The organism is Pseudomonas sp. CFBP 8771 (genome assembly GCF_014841695.1).
Classification (GTDB): domain Bacteria; phylum Pseudomonadota; class Gammaproteobacteria; order Pseudomonadales; family Pseudomonadaceae; genus Aquipseudomonas; species Aquipseudomonas baltica.
The window spans coordinates 215,645-236,412 of sequence record NZ_JACYUJ010000002.1 but is presented as its reverse complement, the minus strand read 5'-3'; the positions used below and the strand labels follow the sequence as shown (position 1 = coordinate 236,412).

22 protein-coding genes and 1 tRNA gene are annotated in these 20,768 nt (G+C 62.8%); 17 read left to right on the top strand and 6 right to left on the bottom strand.

Annotated elements, in window-relative coordinates; all coding sequences use genetic code 11:
- Positions 1 to 162: 162 nt before the first annotated feature.
- Positions 163 to 675, bottom strand: a complete 513-nt coding sequence (locus tag IFT80_RS05665) for a DUF2062 domain-containing protein (protein WP_192136952.1) — start codon at positions 673 to 675, stop codon at positions 163 to 165.
- Between the two features lie 147 nt (positions 676 to 822).
- Here IFT80_RS05665 and IFT80_RS05660 point away from each other — a divergent pair, with 147 nt between their 5' ends.
- The 8 genes from IFT80_RS05660 (at position 823) to IFT80_RS05625 (ending at position 7,854) form a co-directional block, all read left to right on the top strand.
- A complete protein-coding gene (locus IFT80_RS05660) occupies positions 823 to 3,054 on the top strand; it encodes a DNA internalization-related competence protein ComEC/Rec2 (RefSeq protein ID WP_192136951.1) in 2,232 nt (743 codons plus the stop codon).
- Positions 3,055 to 3,134: 80 nt separating this feature from the next.
- Positions 3,135 to 3,770, top strand: coding sequence for a MotA/TolQ/ExbB proton channel family protein (locus tag IFT80_RS05655; RefSeq protein ID WP_192049900.1), 636 nt, complete (start codon positions 3,135 to 3,137; stop codon positions 3,768 to 3,770).
- Positions 3,767 to 4,195, top strand: coding sequence for an ExbD/TolR family protein (locus IFT80_RS05650; protein WP_122479328.1), 429 nt, complete (start codon positions 3,767 to 3,769; stop codon positions 4,193 to 4,195). Before IFT80_RS05655 ends, IFT80_RS05650 begins: the two co-directional genes overlap by 4 nt.
- A complete protein-coding gene (gene lpxK, locus IFT80_RS05645) occupies positions 4,195 to 5,190 on the top strand; it encodes a tetraacyldisaccharide 4'-kinase (RefSeq protein WP_192057590.1) in 996 nt (331 codons plus the stop codon). Before IFT80_RS05650 ends, lpxK begins: the two co-directional genes overlap by 1 nt.
- Before the next feature lie 25 nt (positions 5,191 to 5,215).
- A complete protein-coding gene (locus tag IFT80_RS05640; RefSeq protein WP_122479326.1) occupies positions 5,216 to 5,401 on the top strand; it encodes a Trm112 family protein in 186 nt (61 codons plus the stop codon).
- Complete coding sequence (kdsB, locus tag IFT80_RS05635; protein ID WP_192057589.1) at positions 5,398 to 6,162, top strand: 3-deoxy-manno-octulosonate cytidylyltransferase; 765 nt, start codon at positions 5,398 to 5,400, stop codon at positions 6,160 to 6,162. Before IFT80_RS05640 ends, kdsB begins: the two co-directional genes overlap by 4 nt.
- A 35-nt stretch (positions 6,163 to 6,197) precedes the next feature.
- A complete protein-coding gene (gene murB, locus IFT80_RS05630) occupies positions 6,198 to 7,220 on the top strand; it encodes a UDP-N-acetylmuramate dehydrogenase (RefSeq protein ID WP_244647898.1) in 1,023 nt (340 codons plus the stop codon).
- A gap of 40 nt (positions 7,221 to 7,260) precedes the next feature.
- Entirely contained in the window at positions 7,261 to 7,854 is a 594-nt protein-coding gene (locus tag IFT80_RS05625) for a nucleotidyltransferase family protein (RefSeq protein ID WP_192136950.1), read from the top strand.
- Positions 7,855 to 7,919: 65 nt separating this feature from the next.
- Here the strand turns inward: IFT80_RS05625 and IFT80_RS05620 are convergent.
- Positions 7,920 to 7,996 (bottom strand) — tRNA-Met (locus tag IFT80_RS05620).
- A gap of 254 nt (positions 7,997 to 8,250) precedes the next feature.
- Here IFT80_RS05620 and dinB point away from each other — a divergent pair.
- Complete coding sequence (gene dinB, locus IFT80_RS05615) at positions 8,251 to 9,315, top strand: DNA polymerase IV (RefSeq protein WP_192057586.1); 1,065 nt, start codon at positions 8,251 to 8,253, stop codon at positions 9,313 to 9,315.
- Between the two features lie 9 nt (positions 9,316 to 9,324).
- Here dinB and IFT80_RS05610 read toward each other — a convergent pair whose 3' ends face one another.
- The 3 genes from IFT80_RS05610 to IFT80_RS05600 form a co-directional block, all read right to left on the bottom strand.
- A complete protein-coding gene (locus IFT80_RS05610) occupies positions 9,325 to 10,275 on the bottom strand; it encodes a hypothetical protein (RefSeq protein WP_122479322.1) in 951 nt (316 codons plus the stop codon).
- 15 nt (positions 10,276 to 10,290) lie between these two features.
- The gene (locus IFT80_RS05605) at positions 10,291 to 12,006 is read right to left on the bottom strand and encodes a proline--tRNA ligase (protein ID WP_192057585.1); all 1,716 of its coding nucleotides are present in this window, start codon (positions 12,004 to 12,006) and stop codon (positions 10,291 to 10,293) included.
- A gap of 162 nt (positions 12,007 to 12,168) precedes the next feature.
- Positions 12,169 to 13,440, bottom strand: a complete 1,272-nt coding sequence (locus IFT80_RS05600) for an OprD family porin (protein ID WP_122479320.1) — start codon at positions 13,438 to 13,440, stop codon at positions 12,169 to 12,171.
- An 840-nt stretch (positions 13,441 to 14,280) separates the two neighbouring features.
- Here IFT80_RS05600 and IFT80_RS05595 point away from each other — a divergent pair.
- A complete protein-coding gene (locus IFT80_RS05595) occupies positions 14,281 to 14,712 on the top strand; it encodes an HIT domain-containing protein (RefSeq protein WP_192136949.1) in 432 nt (143 codons plus the stop codon).
- Positions 14,709 to 14,915 (top strand): SlyX family protein, encoded by a 207-nt coding sequence (locus IFT80_RS05590; RefSeq protein ID WP_049861523.1) that lies wholly within the window; start codon positions 14,709 to 14,711, stop codon positions 14,913 to 14,915. Before IFT80_RS05595 ends, IFT80_RS05590 begins: the two co-directional genes overlap by 4 nt.
- 63 nt (positions 14,916 to 14,978) lie before the next feature.
- Here IFT80_RS05590 and IFT80_RS21710 read toward each other — a convergent pair whose 3' ends face one another.
- Positions 14,979 to 15,569, bottom strand: coding sequence for a cold-shock protein (locus IFT80_RS21710; RefSeq protein ID WP_049861522.1), 591 nt, complete (start codon positions 15,567 to 15,569; stop codon positions 14,979 to 14,981).
- A 314-nt stretch (positions 15,570 to 15,883) separates the two neighbouring features.
- Here IFT80_RS21710 and IFT80_RS05580 point away from each other — a divergent pair, with 314 nt between their 5' ends.
- From IFT80_RS05580 to ruvC, 6 genes are all read left to right on the top strand, one after another.
- Positions 15,884 to 16,354, top strand: coding sequence for a Dps family protein (locus tag IFT80_RS05580; protein ID WP_090356750.1), 471 nt, complete (start codon positions 15,884 to 15,886; stop codon positions 16,352 to 16,354).
- A gap of 317 nt (positions 16,355 to 16,671) precedes the next feature.
- Entirely contained in the window at positions 16,672 to 16,959 is a 288-nt protein-coding gene (locus IFT80_RS05575) for a ribbon-helix-helix domain-containing protein (protein ID WP_122479717.1), read from the top strand.
- Between the two features lie 60 nt (positions 16,960 to 17,019).
- A complete protein-coding gene (locus IFT80_RS05570) occupies positions 17,020 to 17,241 on the top strand; it encodes an FmdB family zinc ribbon protein (RefSeq protein ID WP_122479318.1) in 222 nt (73 codons plus the stop codon).
- Between the two features lie 101 nt (positions 17,242 to 17,342).
- Positions 17,343 to 19,118 (top strand): aspartate--tRNA ligase, encoded by a 1,776-nt coding sequence (gene aspS / locus IFT80_RS05565; RefSeq protein ID WP_192136948.1) that lies wholly within the window; start codon positions 17,343 to 17,345, stop codon positions 19,116 to 19,118.
- A 105-nt stretch (positions 19,119 to 19,223) separates the two neighbouring features.
- Positions 19,224 to 19,970 carry a YebC/PmpR family DNA-binding transcriptional regulator gene (locus IFT80_RS05560; protein ID WP_192136947.1) on the top strand — a complete coding sequence of 249 codons (747 nt, stop codon included), beginning with the start codon at positions 19,224 to 19,226 and terminating at the stop codon, positions 19,968 to 19,970.
- Between the two features lie 160 nt (positions 19,971 to 20,130).
- Entirely contained in the window at positions 20,131 to 20,655 is a 525-nt protein-coding gene (gene ruvC, locus IFT80_RS05555; RefSeq protein WP_122479315.1) for a crossover junction endodeoxyribonuclease RuvC, read from the top strand.
- Positions 20,656 to 20,768: the final 113 nt, after the last annotated feature.

Below are 20,768 nucleotides of genomic sequence, written 5' to 3'. Positions count from 1 at the left end.
GAATGCTGTGTTGACGTTCGAGGCTAGGACAAGCGCACTGGTGGCAAGTTGCCAAGCCGCTGGGTTTTTAACACAACAACTCGTCCTGACCGGCGGCAAGATACACTGAATTCACCACTCGATGCGCGTGCTCCGACCTGCTGCACGCCACAGTGAGCAGTGCTACCGCCGCTGCTTGCGTCGCCGCCATTGGCGACTGACCCACCAGCGCCAGTAAAACATTGTCAGGAAGTATGCCAACGCTCCCAGTACCACGCCAGTCACCACCGAGCCGAGCAGGAACGGCTGCCACAGCGTGGACATCTGGCTCATCACCCAGTCCCAGCTGTAGGCGTCGGGTAGCTGCCGTGGTGGCTGACCCAGCAGCCAGGACCCTACCTTGTACGTGCAATAGAACACCGGCGGCATGGTGATCGGGTTGGTCAGCCACACCAGGCTGACCGCGATGGGCATGTTGCCGCGCACCACGATGGCCAGGGCCGCCGCCAGGAGCATCTGCAGCGGGATGGGCATGAACGCGGCGAACAGGCCGACCGCCATCGCCCGGGCCACGGAATGACGGTTCAGGTGCCAGAGGTTGGCGTCATGCAGGAGGCGACCCAAAAATCGCAGCGACTTGTGTTCACGAATCGTCTCTGGGTCCGGCATGTAGCGCTTGAACAGGCGACGCGGCATAGCGGTCTCGCACGTATCTGTCTGGATGTGTCCGGCAGTATGCACAAGTTGCCTGAAGTCCGAGCTCAGACTTTGTGACATTTGATAAGGCGCGACGCGGCCCGTTTGCCCTTAGCCTTGCCCGGCGGTTTTTCCAGGGAGGAAGGTATGCGCACAGCGATGTTGGCGTTGGCGACCGGGATGGTGTGTCTGCGTTGGCTGCCGACGCTTCCATCATTGAGCTGGCTGGTAGGCATGGGTGCAGGTGCGATGTTGTTGCTGGCAGCGCGCCGCTGGCATTGCGCGCTCGTTCTGCTGGGCCTGTGTTGGGCCTGCCTGCACGCCCACTGGGCGACGAACGGACAGTTGGCGTCTGCGCTGGACGGACAAACCCTGTGGCTCGAAGGGGAGGTGGTGGGCCTGCCGGCAACCAACGGCAGCACGGTGCGCTTCGAACTGGCCGAAGCCTGGTCGCGCCGTGCGCAGCTACCGTCGCACCTGCGCCTGGCCTGGTATGGCGGCCCGCGGGTCGTCAGCGGCGAGCGTTGGCGGCTGGCCGTGAAACTCAAGCGGCCGCGGGCATTGGTCAACCCCGGAGGTTTCGACGCCCAGGCCTGGGCCCTGGCCAAGGGCATCGGCGCCACCGGCAGCGTCAAGGCCGGCCGGCGGGTGCGGGCCGCCCGTCTGGCCTGGCGCGATGGCGTGCGTCAGCGGCTGCTGGCTGTGGACAGCCAGCAGCAGGGCGGCACGCTCGCCGCCTTGCTGCTGGGCGACGGTTCGGGCGTGTCCCGCCAGCAGTGGGACGTTCTCCAGGCCACGGGGACCGTGCATCTGTTGGTCATCTCAGGCCAGCACGTCGGCCTGCTTGCGGGGTTGCTGTATGGCCTGGTTGCCCTGTTGGCAAAACTCGGTGTCTGGCCGGCGCGTTGGCCCTGGTTGCCCTGTGCCTGCGCATTGGCGTTCACCGGCGCGTTGGCGTATGGGCTGTTGGCCGGCTTCCAGGTGCCGGTACGCCGAGCCTGCATCATGATCGGCCTGGTGCTGTTGTGGCGGCTGCGCTTTCGCCACCTGGGCGTGTGGTCGCCGCTGCTGCTGGCATTCACCACGGTCTTGCTGGTCGACCCACTGGTCAGCCTGCAGCCGGGATTCTGGCTGTCGTTTTGCGCGGTGGGAGTGCTGCTGCTGACGTTTTCCGGACGTCTGGGCGGTTGGCGCTGGTGGCAGGCCTGGACGCGCGCGCAGTGCTGCGTGGCGGTGGGTCTGCTGCCGGTGATGGTGGCCCTGGCGTTGCCGGTGAGTATCAGCGGGCCGCTGGTGAATCTGCTGGCCGTGCCCTGGATCAGTCTGCTGGTGCTGCCGGTGGCCATGGCCGGTGCCGTGCTGCTGCCTGTGCCCTGGGTGGGCGAAACCCTGCTGTGGCTGGCCGGCGGCGCACTGCGCGGCCTGTTTCAATGGCTGACCTGGGCCGCCGAGTGGGGGCCTTCCTGGCTGCCGCCGGGGCTGTCGCCCGGGGTATGGCTGGTGCTGGTCATCGGCGTGCTGTTGCTATTGCTGCCGGCCGGTACTCCATTGCGCTGGTTGGGCGTGCCGATGGTCGGGCTGCTGTTGTTCAGCCCGCGTCAGGCACCGCCCGTGGGCCAGGCCGATATCTGGGTGCTGGATGTCGGCCAGGGGCTGGGTGTGCTCGTGCGCACCGCCTACCACCAGTTGCTCTACGACACCGGTCCCGGCCTGGGCGAAATCGACGCCGGCGCCAGTGTGGTGGTGCCCAGCCTGGTAGCCCTGGGCGTGCGGCGCCTGGATGCGATGATCATCAGTCATGCGCACCTCGATCATTCCGGTGGTGCTGGCACCGTTATGCGACGCCTGCCGGTCGACCAGACGCTGGCCGGTGAGCCCGACCTTTTGCCCGCCGCGTGGCAGGCGCAGCCTTGCGAGCCTGGGCGCAGTTGGGAGTGGGACGAGGTGAAGTTCGTCTTGTGGCGCTGGCCGTCGGCCGTGCCCGGCAATCCTGCCTCGTGCGTACTCTGGGTCGAAGCCAATGGCGAGCGCCTGCTGCTCAGCGGCGACATCGACGCGGCGGCCGAAAAAGCCCTGGTCGCGAGCGGTTTGCCGGTTCAGGCGCACTGGTTGCAAGTGCCGCACCACGGCAGCCGGACGTCATCGAGCAAGCCCTTGCTGGATGCAGTGCGTCCACAGGCAGCGTTGATCTCCAGGGGGCATGGCAATACCTTCGGCCATCCCCATGCCTCCGTACTGGCGCGTTTTCAGGCATTGGGCATCGCCACCCACGACACCGCCGAGGACGGCGCGTTGCGTGTCCGCCTGGGTACCTTTGGCCCGGTGCAGCGGCAGCGCTCCCAGCGACGTTTCTGGCGCGAGGCACCCGACCACCCCTGAGCTTTCCAACGGTCATCGCACGCTTCGACGCGCCTCACCCCTATGGTAGAGTGGCGAACTTTTTCGAGGGGATCGTACCTGTGTGGGAATTGGTTAAGTCTGGCGGCTGGATGATGTTGCCAATCATAGTGAGCTCCATCGTCGCCCTGGCTATCATCGCCGAGCGCTTGTGGACCTTGCGTGCCAGCCGTGTTGCGCCTGCCCATCTGGTCGGCCAGGTCTGGCGCTGGAAGAAAGACAAGCAACTGAGCAAGGAAAAGCTCAAGGAGTTGCGTGCCCACTCGCCGCTTGGCGAGATCCTCGCGGCTGGCCTGGCGAATTCTCGCCATGGCCGCGAAATCATGAAGGAAAGCATCGAGGAGGCGGCCAGTCGAGTCATCCACGAGCTGGAACGCTACATCAGCACCTTGGGCACCATTGCCGCCATGGCGCCGCTGCTCGGTCTGCTGGGCACCGTGATCGGCATGATCGAGATCTTCGGCTCGTTCACCGGAGGCACCGTCAGCGGCAACCCCGGTCTCATGGCAGGCGGTATTTCCAAAGCGCTGGTCACTACGGCGTCAGGTCTCATCGTCGCGATCCCGGCGCTGTTCTTCCATCGCCTGTTGCAACGGCGCATCGACGAGCTGGTGGTCGGCATGGAGCAGGAAGCCATCAAACTGGTGGAAGTCGTGCAGGGGGATCGCGAGGTCGACCTGGCCGAGGAAAAAGCGTGAAGTTTCGTCGTCGCAGTCGGGAAAACATCGAGCTCAACCTGATCTCGCTGATAGATGTCGTGTTCGTGCTGCTGCTGTTCTTCGTCATCACCACTACGTTCACTCGCGAAACCCAGTTGCGTGTCGAGCTGCCCGAAGCGGTGAACGGCGCGCCGGAACAGGCCAGCAACCTCAAACGCATCGACATCGCCATCAGCGCCGAAGGCGTCTATGCGGTGAACAACCAGTTGCTACCGAAAAGCGACCTGCCGACCCTGCTCGACGCCCTGCGTACCGCATCGGCCGGTGACAGCTCGCTGCCACTGTCGATCAGCGCCGACGGCAAGACGCCGCATCAAGCGGTCATCAGCGCCATGGACGCGGCCGGCAAGCTGGGTTTCAGCCAGATCAGCATGATCACCGTCGAGGCGCAGGCGAATCCCTGATGAGCTTCGCCGACCGATTGTCCGCCGCCTGGTATGCCGGCCATCGCGCGCTGTGGCTGTTGCGTCCGCTGGAATGTCTGTACCGCAGTGTCGTGGCGCGCAAGCGTCGGCGATTCGAGGCCGGGCAGGGCGCAATCTACCGCGCCCCGGTGCCGGTGCTGGTGGTCGGCAACATCACCGTCGGTGGCACCGGCAAGACCCCGATGATCCTCTGGCTGATCGAGCACTGCCAGGCGCGCGGCCTGCGCGTTGGCGTGGTCAGTCGCGGCTACGGCGCCAGGCCACCGAGCCTGCCATGGCGGGTCCGCGCCGATCAGGACGCTGCCCAGGCGGGCGACGAGCCGTTGCTGATCGTGCGGCGCAGCGGGGTGCCGCTGGTGATCGACCCCGACCGTGGCCGCGCCGTACGTGCGCTGCTCGAAGCCGAGCCCGTGGACCTGGTGCTCAGCGACGATGGCTTGCAACACTACCGCCTGGCGCGCGACATCGAACTGGTGCTGATCGACGCTGCGCGCGGGCTGGGCAATGGCCGCTGCCTGCCTGCGGGTCCGTTGCGCGAGCCCGCCGAGCGATTGCGTTCGGTCGATGCCGTGCTGTTCAACGGTGCCGCCGACGATTCGCCGCGTGGCTACGGCCTGACCCTGCAAGCCCGGGCGTTGATCAACGTGCGCAGCGGCGAGCGCCGGCCATTGAGCCATTTCCCACCAGGGCAGGCAGTGCACGCCGTGGCCGGGATCGGCAACCCACAACGTTTCTTCGACACCCTGCAGGCGCTACACTGGCAGCCTGTCGCTCACGCTTTCGCCGATCATGCCCGGTTCACGCCGCAGGCCCTGTGTTTCGAGCCACCGTTGCCCGTGGTCATGACCGAGAAAGATGCCGTGAAGTGCCGCGAGTTCGCCGCTGCGGATTGGTGGTACCTGGCCGTCGACGCCCAGCCTTCGCCCCATTTCATCGGTTGGCTCGACCAGCGCCTGACCAGCCTTTTGCCCTGATCCCCTTGCCCTGAAGGATTTTTCCATGGACACCAAACTGCTCGATATCCTCGCCTGCCCGATCACCAAGGGTCCGCTCAAGCTCAGCGCCGACAAGCGCGAGCTGATCAGCAAGGGCGCTGGCCTGGCCTATCCCATCCGCGACGGCATTCCGGTGATGCTGGAAACCGAAGCGCGGACCCTGACCGACGACGAGCGCCTGGATAAATGAGCACGGCTTTCACCGTAGTGATACCCGCGCGGTACCAGTCGACCCGCCTGCCGGGCAAGCCACTGCAGATGATCGCCGGCAAGCCGATGATCCAGCATGTCTGGGAACAGGCCTGCAAGAGCACGGCGGCGCGAGTCGTGGTTGCCACCGACGATGTGCGCATCGAGTCCGCCTGCCGAGCGTTCGGCGCCGAGGTGGTGATGACCCGGGCCGATCATGAGTCCGGTACCGACCGTTTGGCCGAGGTATGCCAGGCTTTGGGTGTGGATGCCGAGTCCATCGTGGTCAACGTGCAGGGCGACGAGCCGTTGATTCCGCCCGTAGTCATCGACCAGGTGGCGGCCAATCTCGCTGCCAGCCACGAGGCCGCCATGGCAACCCTGGCCGAGCCGATCACGGACGTGGAAGCGTTGTTCAACCCCAACGTGGTCAAGGTGGTCACCGACCTGAACGGCCTGGCGCTGACCTTCAGCCGAGCACCGCTGCCGTGGGCGCGCGACGAGTTCGCCAACGATCGCGATGCCCTCCCGGCTCAGGTGCCCTACCGTCGTCACATTGGTATCTATGCCTACCGTGCCGGCTTTCTGCAGGACTTCGTGCAGTGGGGCCCGTGCTGGCTGGAAAACACCGAGCGCCTCGAGCAGCTGCGTGCGCTCTGGCACGGGGTACGCATCCATGTGGCCGATGCCGTGCAGGCGCCGCCCGCCGGTGTCGACACCGAGCAAGACCTGGAGCGCGTACGGCGCCTGCTGGAGGCTTGATGGCAGCCCATGGCAACGTTCCGGCAGGTGAGCTGTTGAACCTGGACATTCGCGCCAACCAGTCGCTCAAGCCGTACAACACCTTTGGTATCGAGGTGAAGGCGGCGTTTCTGGTCGCGGTGCATGACGATGTCGAGCTGATCCAGGCGTTGGCCTGGGCCACCACGAACGGTCTGCGTGCGCTGGTGATCGGTGGTGGCAGCAACCTGTTGCTGACCGCCGACCTCTCCGACGTACTGGTGGTGCGCATGGCCAGCCGCGGCGTGCGCGTGCTCGCAGAGGCGGGTGATCAGGTGGTGCTGGAAGCCGAAGCCGGCGAGCCGTGGCATCCCTTCGTATTGCAGACGCTGGAACAGGGTCTGGCGGGCCTGGAAAACCTCAGCCTGATTCCTGGAACCGTGGGTGCGGCGCCGATGCAGAACATCGGTGCCTACGGCGTCGAGATCAAAGACGTGTTCGCCGGCCTCACTGCGCTTGACCGGGACACGTTGCAGATACGCGACTTCAGCGCCGCCGAGTGCGCATTCGGCTATCGCGACAGCCTGTTCAAGCGCCAGCCCGGCCGTTGGGTGATCCTGCGCGTGCGCTTCACGCTTTCACGTTCCGCGCCGGTGCATCTGGACTACGGCCCGGTGCGTCAGCGGCTGGCCGAACAGGGAATCCAGCACCCGACGCCCACCGACGTCAGCGCCGCCATCTGCAGCATCCGTCGAGAAAAGCTTCCCGACCCTGCCGAGCTGGGCAATGCCGGCAGCTTCTTCAAGAACCCGGTCGTGACCGCCTCGGTGCTGGACGCCATTCGCCGCGAGCATCCCGATGTGGTTGCCTATCCCCAGGCCGATGGCCTGTACAAACTGGCGGCGGGTTGGCTGATCGAGCGCGCCGGCTGGAAGGGCCATCGCGAGGGCGACGCCGGCGTGCACCGCTTGCAGTCATTGGTGCTGGTCAATCACGGCAATGCATCGGGCAAGCAGCTGCATGCCCTGGCCCAGCGGATCCAGGACGATATCCAGTCACGCTTCGGTGTGGTGCTGGAGATGGAACCCAATCTGTATTGAGCGTCCGTACGGCGCATCGCGACTATCGGAGCCTACCCCCATGTCAGCCATCACCGCTCCCTGTGCATTGATTCTCGCTGCAGGGCAAGGGCGCCGTTTCCAGGACGCCGCAGGGCAGGGCAGCGACAAACTGCTTGCCCAGTGCAGCGGGTTGGACGGCATCGAGCGCAGCGTCATCGAACAGGTGATGCGCAACCTCGGTGATACGCTCGAGCGGCGTGTGCTGGTCACCCGTGCGCACAAGACGCAGGTGATTCAGCTGGGCGAAACCTACGGCTGCGAGGTGGTGTTGCTCGACTCCGCAGGCATGGGCGACAGCCTGCGCACGGGTGTCGAAGCCAGTCTGGATGCCGATGGCTGGCTGGTGTGCCTGGGCGACATGCCGTTCGTGACTCCCGCAACGTTCGCCAGGGTACGCCAGTGCATGGCGCCGGAGCGCATCAGCATCGCCCATGGCGCTCGAGGTCACGGGCACCCGGTAGGCTTTGGCCGTATCTTTCGTGAGCAGTTGCTGTCGCTGCAGGGTGATCAGGGGGCTCGACGATTGTTCGCCGAGGCGCACATGAACCTGGTGGTGTGCGACGACCCAGGGATCTACCGCGATGTGGATCGGCCAGGCGACCTCGTCGGGTAACGGGTCGGCGAACAAATTGCAGGCAACAAAAAAGGCCACTTTTTCAAGTGGCCTTCTTCGTTATTTGGTTGCGGGAGCCGGATTTGAACCGACGACCTTCGGGTTATGAGCCCGACGAGCTACCAGACTGCTCCATCCCGCGTCTGTGTGGGCTATTCTACAGCGCAGCGCCTGCTTGTCAAACCCTGATTTCAAGAAAACTCTTTTCCATCAATCGCTTAGCTTTGCCGATAGTGCTACGAGTCAGGCGGGGCGGGGCTTCCAGCGGTATTAGGCGGATTTGTCGATGGGCAAAAGAATGCGCGCCGGGCTTTGGCCATGGCGCTTATCGCTGCGAGTGAGATAATACTGTTGTTTTTGTACGATCTTTTACCAGCTTGGTACCCCGCCCAGACCATGACGCAGCGCAAGATCATCCATGTCGACTGTGACTGCTTCTATGCCGCCATCGAAATGCGTGACGACCCCCGGCTGGCCGGCAAGCCACTGGCCGTCGGCGGCTCGGCGGAGCGTCGCGGGGTGATCGCCACCTGCAACTATGAAGCTCGCGCCTATGGCGTGCGTTCAGCCATGAGCTCGCGGCACGCGATCAAACTGTGCCCCGACCTGACCATCGTCAAACCGCGCATGGATGCCTATAAAGAAGCGTCGCGGGAGATTCAGGGGATTTTTCGCGAGTACACCGACCTGATCGAGCCGCTGTCGCTGGACGAGGCCTACCTCGACGTTTCCGACTGCCCTCACTTTTCCGGCAGCGCCACGCGAATTGCCCAGGACATCCGACGCAAGGTATCCAAGCGCCTGCACATCACGGTTTCGGCGGGGGTGGCGCCAAACAAATTTCTGGCCAAGATCGCCAGCGACTGGCGCAAGCCGGACGGCCTGTTCGTCATCACCCCGGCACAGATCGAAGATTTCGTCGCCGCCTTGCCGGTCACCAAGCTACATGGCGTAGGCAAGGTCACCGCCGACAAGCTGGCCCGCCTGGGGATCGACAGCTGCCTGGAACTGCGTGAATGGACCAAGCTGGCGCTGGTGCGCGAATTCGGCAGCTTTGGCGAGCGTCTCTACAGCCTGGCACGCGGCATCGACGAGCGCGTGGTGCAGAACGACAGTCGGCGGCAGTCCATCAGCGTGGAAAACACCTACGAGGCGGACCTGCCGGATCTGGCCAGTTGCCTGGACAAGCTTCCAGAGCTGATGCAGACCCTGGCCGAGCGCATCGACCGGATCGACAGCAGCTATCGTCCGGGCAAGCCTTTCGTCAAAGTGAAGTTTCACGACTTTACCCAGACCACCCTGGAACAGGCAGGGGCGGGCAGGGACCTGGAAAGCTACCGGCAGCTACTGGGTCAGGCCTTCGCCCGTGGCGGCAAGCCGGTGCGCCTGTTGGGCATCGGCGTGCGCCTGCTGGACCTGCGTGGGGCCCACGAGCAGCTGGAACTGTTCAGCGACGGCTGACCGGCTGGCTCAGGTCCCGGGATCGGCGACCAGTCGGCCGGTATCCCTGCGCAGCGACTTGAGGAAATCCTGCTGCAATTCGGGGTCGTTGCGGGTCAGCTCGATCAGGCTCTGTTCCAGTTCGCTGGCTTCGTCTTCCAGGCCCAGTTCGGCCAGGCGCTTGACCCGATACACCCACTGACCGACCTCGTCACCTTCCAGGTCATCGAAGATCAGCGTGTGCGCTTCGGCCAGTTTGCCGCGCAGGTCCGGGCTCACCGGCAGCAGGGCGCTGGCCCGGGTCTGGCTTTCCTCGTCCACCACGCTCAGTTGCAGGCGTGTGACGTGGGTCAGATCCTGTTCCGCAAACGGGTTGTCGAGCAGGTTGATGCGCAACACACCGTTGGCGTCGGTTTCCAGGTCATAGGTCTTGCGGCCGGTGCCCACTTGTACAGGCCGCTCGCTCCATGGCGTGCTGTCGTGCTCCACGCGCCTGTCTGTCTGCACCTCGTCGATACCGGCAAGGTTCTGCTCGGCACGGCCGTTGGACTGCACGTTCATGAACGGATTGAGCCCGGCGAAACCGTAGCTGACCCAGTCCTTGGTCACGCTGTCGGGCAGGCTGCCGAAGGTCGCCACGTTCACCACGTTGGCGCCGACGCCGGCTACTACGGCCACCACCCCTAGCGGAATCTCGTAGACTTCACGCCAGGGTTGATAGGGGGTGTAGCGGTCGTAGTGACGTGTGGTCTCGAACGCCGTGACCTCGAAATCCTTGAGTTCACGAATGCGCACGCGGCGTTGCGGCGTCTGCAGCACCTCGGGCTTGCCCAGGTCGATCTGCACGCTGTGTTCGAGCAGCTTGCGCTCGATGCGCTCTTCGTGTTCGTTGCGCTGCGACATCTGGTTGGCACAGCCACTGACCAGCAGGGTGCTGCACAGGGCAGCACCACCGAAGGCCAAGGTAGTTCGCTTGAACATGGTTTCTCGAATCTGTCAGCGGCGCACGCGAGCCTGGATGAAAGACAGGACGTCGTCGACAGGCAAGGCCTGTGCGGCTTCCTCGGTACGGCTCTTGTATTCCAGGTTGCCTTCGGCCAGGCCACGGTCGCTGATGACGATCCGATGGGGAATGCCGATCAGCTCCATGTCGGCGAACTTGATCCCGGGGCTGGTTTTCTTGTCGCGGTCGTCCAGCAGCACTTCGAAGCCCGCCTCGGTCAATTCCGCGTACAGCCGGTCGGTGGCTTCGCGCACTTGCTCGGTTTCGTAGCGCAACGGCACCAGGGCGACCTGGAAAGGCGCCAGGGTATCGCTCCAGATGATGCCGCCAGCATCGTTGTTCTGCTCGATGGCAGCAGCCACCACGCGCGACACACCGATGCCGTAGCAGCCCATGGCCAAGGTCACCGGCTTGCCGTTCTCACCCAGTACCTGGCACTTCATGGCTTCGCTGTACTTGGTGCCCAGCTGGAAGATGTGACCCACCTCGATACCGCGCTTGATGGTCAGGGTGCCCTGGCCATCCGGGCTGGTGTCGCCGTCGACCACGTTGCGCAGATCGGCAATCTCGGGCAGCGGCAGATCGCGCTCCCAGTTGACGCCGAAGTAATGCTTGTCGTCGATGTTGGCGCCCACGGCGAAATCGCTCATGAAAGCTACCGAGCGATCGATGATACAGGTCAGGGGCAGGTTCATTGGGCCCAGGGAACCTGCGCCCGCGCCGATGGCATCACGCAGTTCCGCTTCGCTGGCCATGACCAGCGGATTGGCAACCAGCGGTTGGTTGGCGGCCTTGATCTCGTTCAGCTCGTGATCGCCACGGATGATCAAGGCAATCAATTTGCCGTCTTCGGCGGCGTGGACCACCAGCGTCTTCACGGTCTTCTCGATCGGCAGGCCGAAGTTTTCCACCAGTTGGGCGATGGTCTTGGCGTTGGGCGTGTCGACCAGGCGCAGTTCCTCGAGTGCGGCGCCACGCTCGGTTTCGCGGGGGATCGCCTCGGCCTTCTCGATGTTGGCTGCGTAGTCGGACGTATCGCTGAAGACGATGTCGTCTTCGCCGGACTCTGCCAGCACATGGAATTCGTGGGAGCCGGCGCCGCCGATGGAGCCGTTGTCGGCTTCCACCGCGCGAAACTTCAGGCCCAGGCGGGTGAAGATGTTGCTGTAGGCCAGGTGCATGCGGTCATAGGTGGCCTGCAGCGAGGGCTGGTCGGCGTGGAAGGAGTACGCATCCTTCATGATGAACTCGCGACCGCGCATCAGGCCGAAGCGCGGACGGATCTCGTCACGGAACTTGGTCTGGATCTGGTAGAGATTGATGGGCAACTGCTTGTAGCTGTTTAGCTCGTTGCGCATCAGGTCGGTGATGACTTCTTCGTGGGTGGGGCCGGCGCAGAAGTCACGGTCGTGGCGGTCCTTGAGGCGCAGCAGCTCGGGACCGTACTGCTCCCAGCGCCCCGACTCCTGCCACAGTTCGGCCGGCTGGATGCCGGGCATCAGCACTTCGAGAGCGCCGGCGGCGTCCATTTCCTCGCGCACGATCCGCTCAACCTTGCGCATCACCCGAAGACCCATCGGCAACCATGTGTACAGGCCCGAAGCGAGCTTGCGGATCATGCCGGCACGCAGCATCAGCTGATGGCTGATCACGACCGCATCGGAAGGGGTTTCTTTCTGTGTGGCGAGCAGATATTGACTGGTGCGCATGGTTGACCGTTGTCTTCGCGAAATTTTATCGAGGTCTGGCATTGTACGGGGGTGATTGGGCGACGTACAGGCGTAGGGCCGGGCTTTGCCGGGCGCCGCGATCCAGACGCAGAAAAGCCCGGCAGGGCCGGGCTTTTCGAGGTGAAGCGACCTGCTGGGCTGTTACATGATGCTCAGAGGGTACTCGACGATGAAGCGCAGGTCGTTGTTCGACGGACCGTAGTCGGCATCGTAGGCGTTGTTGGCGCGGTAGATGGCGCTACGCAGGCGGAAGGACATGTCCTTGATCGGGCCTTGCTGAACCACGTACTTGGTTTCGAAGTCCCACTCGTGCTCTTTGCCTTCTTCACCGTTGCTGGCTTCGATGTTGTCGCCAGTGATGTAGCGAGTCATGAAGCTCAGGCCAGGTACGCCGTAGGTTGCCATGTTGATGTCGTAGCGAACCTGCCACGATTTCTCTTCGGCGCCGACGAAGTCGGAGTACTGAACGGAGTTGTTCAGGAACACGGTGCCGCCGCCGTCCACGCCGTAGGCGTAGCCGGTGTCGCCGGAACTGCGCTGGTAGCCCAGGGTGAACTTGTGCGCGCCCAGGCTATAGGCAACCGCGGTGCTCCAGATCTTGTTGTCGACGTCGCCGCCCAGATCTTCGCCCTGGCTCTTGGTGCGATAGGCGTTGAAGTCGAAGTTCAGCGACTGCAGGTCGTCGATCGGCAGGGTGTAGTTCAGGTTGACGTACTGACGCTTCCAGTAATCTTCCACGTCGGACGCAGCGACCGTACCGGTGAAGTTCTTGGTGAAGGCGTAGGTGGCGCCGGCGATGTCGGCGGACTTCAGGCCCAGGGAGTCGTGACCCATGCCGGTCTGCGCGCTCATCGAGGTGAAGCGACCGATGTTCAGGGTCAGGTTGTCAATTTCGTTGCTGGTGATCGACGTGCCGGTAGCGACTTCAGGCAACAGACGGCCGTCATCGGTCGCGAAGACCGGGCTGGCAACGATCTGCTGGCCGTATTTGAGTACGGTGTTGGAGAAGCGGAACTTGACGGCCGCTCCGCCCTTGGTCTGGCTGTGTTCCAGGTTGCCTTCGTCGTCGGCTGCGAACAGGCCGTTGCTGCGGCGACCGGTACCGCCGTCCAGGCGTACCGAACCGAAGCCCATTGCATCGACACCGGCACCGATGGTGCCTTGGGTGAAGCCCGACTCGTAGAACATCTGGGCGCCAAGGCCAGTGTCTTCACGATAGCCCTTGTCGCTGCCTGCGGTAGGGTTGCCTGCGCCGTGCTTGTAGTCACGGTTCATGTACAAGGCACGCAGCTTGAGGTTCAGGGTGCTGTCTTCCACGAAACCCTTGGACTCGTCCTGGGCGGAGGCCAAAGCCAACTGCGAGGTGCCGGCTGTTACAGCCAGTGCGATCATGCTCCACTTCATCACGCGCATCGTGATTTGCTCCTTTGGTTTTTAAGAAGAGTAACCACTGCCTCACCTGTTTTTTTATCTGAGGCAGTTCTTTCTTTTTATGACGGCGCGGAACGTATACCACGCCGGTCATGTTGGCGATACTTCAAGTCCGCTGTTGCATGTCCAGGCTTACAACCACACTTGGGTTGCGTGCCTGCACTAACGTGCGTCATTGATTCACTGTTTCCGTTTGTTCCGGTTTCGTCTTCCCACGTCCCCGGTGACCGTGCTGGGATGAATGCAACAAGCGTGCACAAACGTGCCAGCAGTTCACATATTTTTCACTTTTCTTCCAGTGGTTCGGCCAAGCCCGCGTAAAACCGGCGCATCGGGCCATTCCTGCTTTCCTCGGCAACGAATACCGCTGTGCGAGTGAATCCTGTTTCGCGGCGCAAACGTTACCGCAGGGTGACAAGAGTGGGTAGATTGCGAGGCCTTGATGCACCGAGACCTTCCCTGGTGGACCTTTTTGGTGCGAAAGGTGACGTCCTGAATGGCAAGGCTAGACCACCGACAGGAATTGGCAACGCTGTGCCCACGTAAAGAAGGACCGCTTGTCAGGCGGTTACGCGCGGTACTGCATAAAGCGCGTGAACTGCAGCGAAAGGCGGTTCGGCAAGCCCTGATGCCGCGGGCGATCCTGGGGCGGAAGGCACCAAAACCGTGCTTCCCTTACGACTCGGTGCGAGATGCGCCGGTTGCAGGCATGTCGAGTTGATGCCGGTGGGTTCGGAAAAAACCGATCAGGCACGCTATCCTTGGCATTCGATGATTCGCGGCCATGCCTCGATCCCCCATTCCTTCCTGTGGAGAACGCCCGTGTTCAGCCTGGATGCCCGACTTGCCGGAGACGCTCATGTCATCGGTGACTTCGCACTTTGTCGCCTGCTGCTCAGTAATGACGCCAGGTATCCCTGGTTCATTCTGGTGCCGCGACGCCCGGATATCACCGAGGTCTTCGAACTCGATGACGCAGACCGTGAAGTGCTGTGGAGCGAAACCAATGCATTGGCAAAGTTGCTTCACCAGCACTATGGCGCCGACAAGATCAACATCGCGACCCTGGGCAATGTCGTGAGTCAGTTGCATATGCACGTGATCGTTCGCTACCGGGCCGACGCGGCCTGGCCTGCGCCTGTGTGGGGCAAGCTGCCGTCCATGCCTTACACTCCCGAGCAATTGGTGGCGGTTCGCCAAAGGCTGGCAGGCGTGCTGGGCACCGATTTCATTTTTACGGAGGGCAGGGCATGAGTCTGGAAGATCGCGTGATGGAGCTGGAGACACGTCTGGCTTTTCAGGATGACACCCTGTCTTCGCTCAGCGACGAACTGATCCTGCAACAGCGGGCGATCGAGCGCCTGCAGATGCAGTTGGCCGCGCTGCTCAAGCGTCAGGAAGAAATGGTCGGCCAGTTCGAAACGGCTACCCAGGAGGCGCCGCCGCCGCATTACTGAAATCTTTTTTTCGGCAATGAAAAACGCGGGCAATGCCCGCGTTTTTTTATTGCTGCATTGGAGTCAGCGACGTGGCGATGCCGCAATCACGTCTTCGGCCTGCAGACCCTTGTCACGGTTCATGACCGAGAACTCGACCCGTTGGCCTTCGACCAGCACGCGATGGCCTTCGCCACGAATGGCACGAAAATGCACGAAGATGTCGTCGCCGGAATCGCGGGAAATGAAGCCGAAGCCCTTCGACGTGTTGAACCACTTCACCGTACCGGTATCGCGGTTGGTCATGTCGTACTGCACGGCGCTGGGTGCCGGTGACGCGCGGTAGAAGCTGATCGACAGGTGCGCCAGGCACGCGAGCAGTGCGCACAACAGGCCCGGCAGGATGCCGATGGCCGGCAGCGGCACCAGCAACGTCAGGGTCTGGGTGATCACCGAGGCAACCAGCAGCACACTGACCAGATTTTGCAACAGATGACGTGGGCCTTTGTTCCAGCGCGGTATCACTGGAGCCAGAAGCAGGTTGAGCAGACCGAACAGCGCCAGGTAGATTGCGTCGGGTTGTTGCAGGTAAGGCGCTACATCGGCCCGCAGGCTTGGTATGAACGACAGCAGCACGGCCGCTGCGCCCGTCAGGAGGTGGACGATTTTCAACATTTGATTGGCTCACTCTAAGATCAGGCATCAGGAAGAGCTGATACCGCAACAAGCACAGCGTTGGGGTGACAATAATTGCCGAGCATCTGCAGGGATCAGCCTATGCGCCACGGCTTGATGAATCGCCCCGGCGGCACGCGGTCTATTTAACAGCAAAGCCCGATCCTTCTCAAATCGGCCAGAGCGCCGCCCGACGCCGTCGGGCGGATAGCCTGCGCAACTTGCCCGAGGCCGGAGCTGCGTGGGTCGATGGGTCTTGGTAAAGTGGGCATCCACCCGTGGTGGTATACATTCATCTTCATCAAGGACATCACATGGCAATCGATATCGGCATCAGCGAAGAAGATCGCAAATCGATCGTGGACGGCCTGTCCCGTCTGCTTTCTGACACCTACGTCCTGTACCTCAAGACGCACAACTTCCACTGGAACGTGACCGGCCCGGCTTTCCGTACCCTGCACCTGATGTTCGAAGAGCAGTACACCGAACTGGCGCTGGCCGTGGACTCCATCGCCGAGCGTATCCGTGCCCTCGGTTTTCCCGCGCCTGGCGCCTATTCGGTCTATGCCCGCCTGTCTTCGATCAAGGAAGAGGAAGGGGTGCCCTCGGCCCAGGACATGATCAAGCAACTGGTCGAAGGCCAGGAAGCTGTCACCCGCACGGCCCGCGGTATCTTCCCGCTGCTGGACAAGGTCAGCGACGAGCCGACGGCCGACCTGCTGACCCAGCGCATGCAGGTGCACGAGAAGACTGCCTGGATGTTGCGTTCGCTGCTCGAAGGCTGATCCCTGGCGACACGGCGGCGCCTTTTGCACTGCTGCGCCCGCCGTGTCGATCCAGCTTTTCCCGCCTGCCACGGCCTGGGTACGGGGGGTTCGCTCCTACCCAACGACGCCGCTCTTCGTACGTATGCACTTCCGTATTCCCCTGTCGTCATCGTTCGCCGATACGCTTCCATAGATCCGTCAGCACACCTCCAGGGTTGGAGGGGCGATCATCTAGGAAGCACTGATCCATGGAACGGAACATCATCGTCACCCGGGCGCGCCAGCTCGACCGATCGAGCAAGCTTGCCGTCGATCCCTACTCGGACAACTTCGACATGGGCCTGGCCAGGCCCGTCTCGCGTTCGGTTCGCTTGAACGGTTTCGCCACCTGCCTGCGCCTGGAACGGATCTACTGGGAGATTCTCGAGCGCATCGCCCTGGCCAATGAATGCACGGTGAACGCGCTGCTTTCCTACGTCGACCGCGAAGTCCACCTGCGCCATGGCGGCGTCAAGAATTTCAGCGGACTGGTGCGGGTAGTCTGTGTCACCTACTTGATGGGACGTGATCGAACGTCGTCTGTTACCTTGGACGGCTGCGCAGCGTCGATTAACCGGATATAATCCCGCGTTTCGCCCTGGCGCCGCTTGCGCCGCGGTCATTTGGTTGCCGAGACACTACCCATGCCGATGTACGACTATCAATGTGCTTCCTGCGGTCATCAGATGGAAGTCATTCAAAAGATCAGCGCCGAGCCTTTGACCGATTGCCCTGCCTGCCAGGCGCCACAACTGAAAAAGGTGCTTTCCATGCCGGGCTTCCGCCTCAGCGGCACCGGCTGGTACGAGACCGATTTCAAGACCGGCAACAAGAAGAATCTGGCAGGCGGCGACAAGGCCGAGTGAATTGCCCGGCCCCGGCCTGCTCCTGCACTATGTCCAGGGTGCCGCGTGTCCAGCTACACGCCGTCATCGAATCATGAATTACGAGAAGTGAAACCACTACTATGATGCGCAGCCACTATTGCGGCCAACTGAACGAGACCCTGGAAGGTCAGGAAATCACCCTGTGCGGCTGGGTCCATCGCCGTCGCGACCATGGCGGGGTGATCTTCCTCGACATTCGGGATCGTGAAGGCATGGCCCAGGTGGTCTTCGACCCCGATCGCGCCGACAGCTTCGCCGCCGCCGATCGCGTGCGCAGCGAGTACGTGGTCAAGGTCACCGGCAAGGTCCGTGCGCGGCCCGCCGGCGCAGTCAATCCGAACATGGCGTCTGGCGCCATCGAAGTGCTGGGCTACGAGCTCGAAGTGCTGAACGAAGCGGAAACCCCGCCGTTTCCGCTCAACGAGTACTCCGACGTGGGTGAGGAAACGCGCCTGCGCTATCGCTTCATCGACCTGCGTCGTCCCGAAATGGCCGAGAAGCTGCGCCTGCGCTCGCGCATCACCACCAGCATTCGCCGCTACCTCGACGAAAACGGTTTCCTCGACGTCGAAACGCCGATCCTGACCCGTGCCACCCCCGAAGGCGCACGTGACTACCTGGTGCCCAGCCGTACCCACCCCGGCAGCTTCTTCGCCCTGCCGCAGTCGCCCCAGCTGTTCAAGCAGTTGCTGATGGTGGCCGGTTTCGACCGTTACTACCAGATCGCCAAGTGCTTCCGCGATGAAGACCTGCGTGCCGATCGTCAGCCCGAGTTCACTCAGATCGACATCGAGACAAGTTTCCTCGACGAGAGCGAAATCATCGGCATCACCGAAACCATGGTGCGCAAGCTGTTCAAGGAAGTGCTCGACGTCGAGTTCGGCGATTTCCCGCACATGACCTTCGAAGAAGCCATGCGCCGCTACGGCTCGGACAAGCCCGACCTGCGCAACCCGATGGAACTGGTTGACGTCGCCGATCAGCTCAAGGATGTCGAGTTCAAGGTCTTCAGCGGTCCGGCCAACGACGCCAAGTGCCGCGTTGCCGCACTGCGCGTTCCAGGCGGGGCGAGCATGCCGCGCAAGCAGATCGACGATTACACCAAGTTCGTCGGCATCTACGGCGCCAAGGGCCTGGCCTACATCAAGGTCAACGAGCGCGCCAAGGGCGTCGAGGGCCTGCAGTCGCCGATCGTCAAGAACATCCCTGAAGCCAACCTCGACGTGATCCTGGATCGCGTTGGCGCGGTCGATGGCGACATCGTGTTCTTCGGCGCCGACAAGGCCAAGATCGTCAGCGAGGCATTGGGTGCGCTGCGCATCAAGCTGGGCAACGATCTCGACCTGCTGACCTGCGAATGGGCGCCGATGTGGGTCGTCGACTTCCCGATGTTCGAAGAGAACGACGACGGCAGCTTCAGCGCGCTGCACCATCCGTTCACCGCGCCCAAGTGCACGCCTGCAGAGCTGGAGGCCAGCCCGGCCACTGCCCTGTCGCGCGCCTATGACATGGTACTCAACGGCACCGAGCTGGGCGGCGGTTCCATCCGTATCCACCGCAAGGACATGCAGCAGGCCGTGTTCCGCCTGCTCGGTATCGAAGCTGCGGAACAGGAAGAGAAGTTCGGCTTCCTGCTCGACGCGCTGAAATACGGTGCACCACCCCATGGTGGCCTGGCCTTCGGCCTGGACCGTCTGGTCATGCTGATGACCGGTGCGCAGTCGATCCGTGAAGTCATCGCCTTCCCGAAAACCCAGAGCGCCGCCGACGTCATGACCCAGGCGCCTGGCGTGGTCGATGCCAAGGCGCTGCGTGAACTGCACATTCGCCTGCGCGAACAGCCCAAGGCCGAGTAACTGCTGACAGGGCGCATCTTCGGATGCGCCCTTGCGTTGTGCGGTGGAAAAACCTTGCCAGGGGCAGGGTTCGTATGGGTAACACACAGAAACTGGAGTTGCGTTATGGCTGGTCATTCCAAGTGGGCGAACATCAAGCACCGCAAAGAGCGCCAGGATGCCAAGAGGGGCAAGATCTTCACCAAGTGGATTCGTGAGCTGACCGTCGCTGCCCGCCAGGGCGGCGGCGAGCCAGGTTCCAATCCGCGTCTGCGCCTGGCGCTGGACAAGGCGCTGAGCGCCAACATGAGTCGCGACATCATCGATCGCGCGATTGCACGAGGCACCGGGGCAGCCGGCAGCGACGACGTGGTCGAGCTGAGCTACGAGGGCTACGGACCTGGTGGCATTGCCGTGCTGGTCGAATGCATGACCGACAACCGCAATCGCACCGCTGCCGCCGTGCGTCATGCGTTCAGCAAATGCGGGGGCAATCTGGGTACCGATGGTTCGGTGGCGTATCTGTTCGAGCGCAAGGGGCAGTTGTCCTTCGCCCCGGGCGTGGACGAGGATGCGTTGATGGAGGCGGCCATGGAGGCCGATGCCGACGACATCGTGACCCATGGCGACGGCTCGATGGACGTGTTCACCTCGTTCGCCAGCTTCTACTCGGTGGGCAATGCGCTGCAGGCGGCCGGTTTCAATGCCGATGAAGCGGAGATCGTCATGGCGCCGACGACCAGTGCCGAACTCGATGCGGAAGGTGCCGAGAAGGTGCTGAAGCTGATCGACATGCTCGAAGATCTGGATGATGTGCAAAACGTCTATTCCAACGCCGAGATATCCGACGCCGTGATGGAGCAGCTTGGCTGATCGGCCCGTGTGTTTCATCTAAGCCATGCTTTACCAGTGCCGGCTTCTTGGCCGGTAGATGGCTCGCCGCCCGCGGCGCTCCCACATGCTATGCACACCCATGTGGGAGCGGGTTCTACCCGCGAAGGCATCAGCCGTGTTCCTCACTACTGCAGGCTTTATGACTTTAATTCTTGGAATCGACCCAGGCTCGCGCATCACCGGGTTTGGCGTCGTGCGTGAAACCGGCCGCGGTTGCGAATACGTGGCTTCGGGCTGTATTCGTACCGGCGGCGGACTGCTGCATGATCGTCTGCAAATCGTTTTTCGTGGGGTGCGTGAGGTGATCCAGACCTACGGTCCGGTGACCATGGGCATCGAGCGGGTGTTCATGGCGCGCAACGCCGATTCGGCCCTGAAGCTGGGTCAGGCGCGCGGCGCTGCCATCGTTGCAGCGGCGGAGGAGGGGCTGGAGATCGCCGAGTACAGTGCCACCCAGGTCAAGCAGGCCATCGTCGGCACCGGTGCCGCCAACAAGGAGCAGGTACAGATGATGGTCATGCACCTGCTCAAGCTGACCCAGAAACCCCAGATCGATGCCTCCGATGCCCTGGCCATCGCACTCACCCACGCGCACACCCGGTCCAGCCTCATGCCCCACGGCCTGAGCGCCGCCCGCAGTCGCGGTGGGCGCCTGCGCCTGTAGCGGCTTACATCGTTTCAAACTTTTTTGCTTGCAGCTCACCTCAGTCCTGTAATGATGGCCCTTGAACTGGCCCTTGAACTGGCCCGCATGAACAGGGCGTGACTGCGCCTTCC

What these genes read in the sequence shown, in the direction of transcription:
- IFT80_RS05665 (WP_192136952.1), bottom strand. Translation starts at nt 675, where the DNA reads ATGCCGCGTCGCCTGTTCAAGCGCTACATGCCGGACCCAGAGACGATT.
- IFT80_RS05660 (WP_192136951.1), top strand. Translation starts at nt 823, where the DNA reads ATGCGCACAGCGATGTTGGCGTTGGCGACCGGGATGGTGTGTCTGCGT.
- lpxK (WP_192057590.1), top strand. Translation starts at nt 4,195, where the DNA reads ATGAGCTTCGCCGACCGATTGTCCGCCGCCTGGTATGCCGGCCATCGC.
- IFT80_RS05640 (WP_122479326.1), top strand. Translation starts at nt 5,216, where the DNA reads ATGGACACCAAACTGCTCGATATCCTCGCCTGCCCGATCACCAAGGGT.
- kdsB (WP_192057589.1), top strand. Translation starts at nt 5,398, where the DNA reads ATGAGCACGGCTTTCACCGTAGTGATACCCGCGCGGTACCAGTCGACC.
- IFT80_RS05625 (WP_192136950.1), top strand. Translation starts at nt 7,261, where the DNA reads ATGTCAGCCATCACCGCTCCCTGTGCATTGATTCTCGCTGCAGGGCAA.
- dinB (WP_192057586.1), top strand. Translation starts at nt 8,251, where the DNA reads ATGACGCAGCGCAAGATCATCCATGTCGACTGTGACTGCTTCTATGCC.
- IFT80_RS05610 (WP_122479322.1), bottom strand. Translation starts at nt 10,275, where the DNA reads ATGTTCAAGCGAACTACCTTGGCCTTCGGTGGTGCTGCCCTGTGCAGC.
- IFT80_RS05605 (WP_192057585.1), bottom strand. Translation starts at nt 12,006, where the DNA reads ATGCGCACCAGTCAATATCTGCTCGCCACACAGAAAGAAACCCCTTCC.
- IFT80_RS05600 (WP_122479320.1), bottom strand. Translation starts at nt 13,440, where the DNA reads ATGCGCGTGATGAAGTGGAGCATGATCGCACTGGCTGTAACAGCCGGC.
- IFT80_RS05590 (WP_049861523.1), top strand. Translation starts at nt 14,709, where the DNA reads ATGAGTCTGGAAGATCGCGTGATGGAGCTGGAGACACGTCTGGCTTTT.
- IFT80_RS21710 (WP_049861522.1), bottom strand. Translation starts at nt 15,569, where the DNA reads ATGTTGAAAATCGTCCACCTCCTGACGGGCGCAGCGGCCGTGCTGCTG.
- IFT80_RS05580 (WP_090356750.1), top strand. Translation starts at nt 15,884, where the DNA reads ATGGCAATCGATATCGGCATCAGCGAAGAAGATCGCAAATCGATCGTG.
- IFT80_RS05575 (WP_122479717.1), top strand. Translation starts at nt 16,672, where the DNA reads ATGGGCCTGGCCAGGCCCGTCTCGCGTTCGGTTCGCTTGAACGGTTTC.
- IFT80_RS05570 (WP_122479318.1), top strand. Translation starts at nt 17,020, where the DNA reads ATGCCGATGTACGACTATCAATGTGCTTCCTGCGGTCATCAGATGGAA.
- aspS (WP_192136948.1), top strand. Translation starts at nt 17,343, where the DNA reads ATGATGCGCAGCCACTATTGCGGCCAACTGAACGAGACCCTGGAAGGT.
- IFT80_RS05560 (WP_192136947.1), top strand. Translation starts at nt 19,224, where the DNA reads ATGGCTGGTCATTCCAAGTGGGCGAACATCAAGCACCGCAAAGAGCGC.
- ruvC (WP_122479315.1), top strand. Translation starts at nt 20,131, where the DNA reads ATGACTTTAATTCTTGGAATCGACCCAGGCTCGCGCATCACCGGGTTT.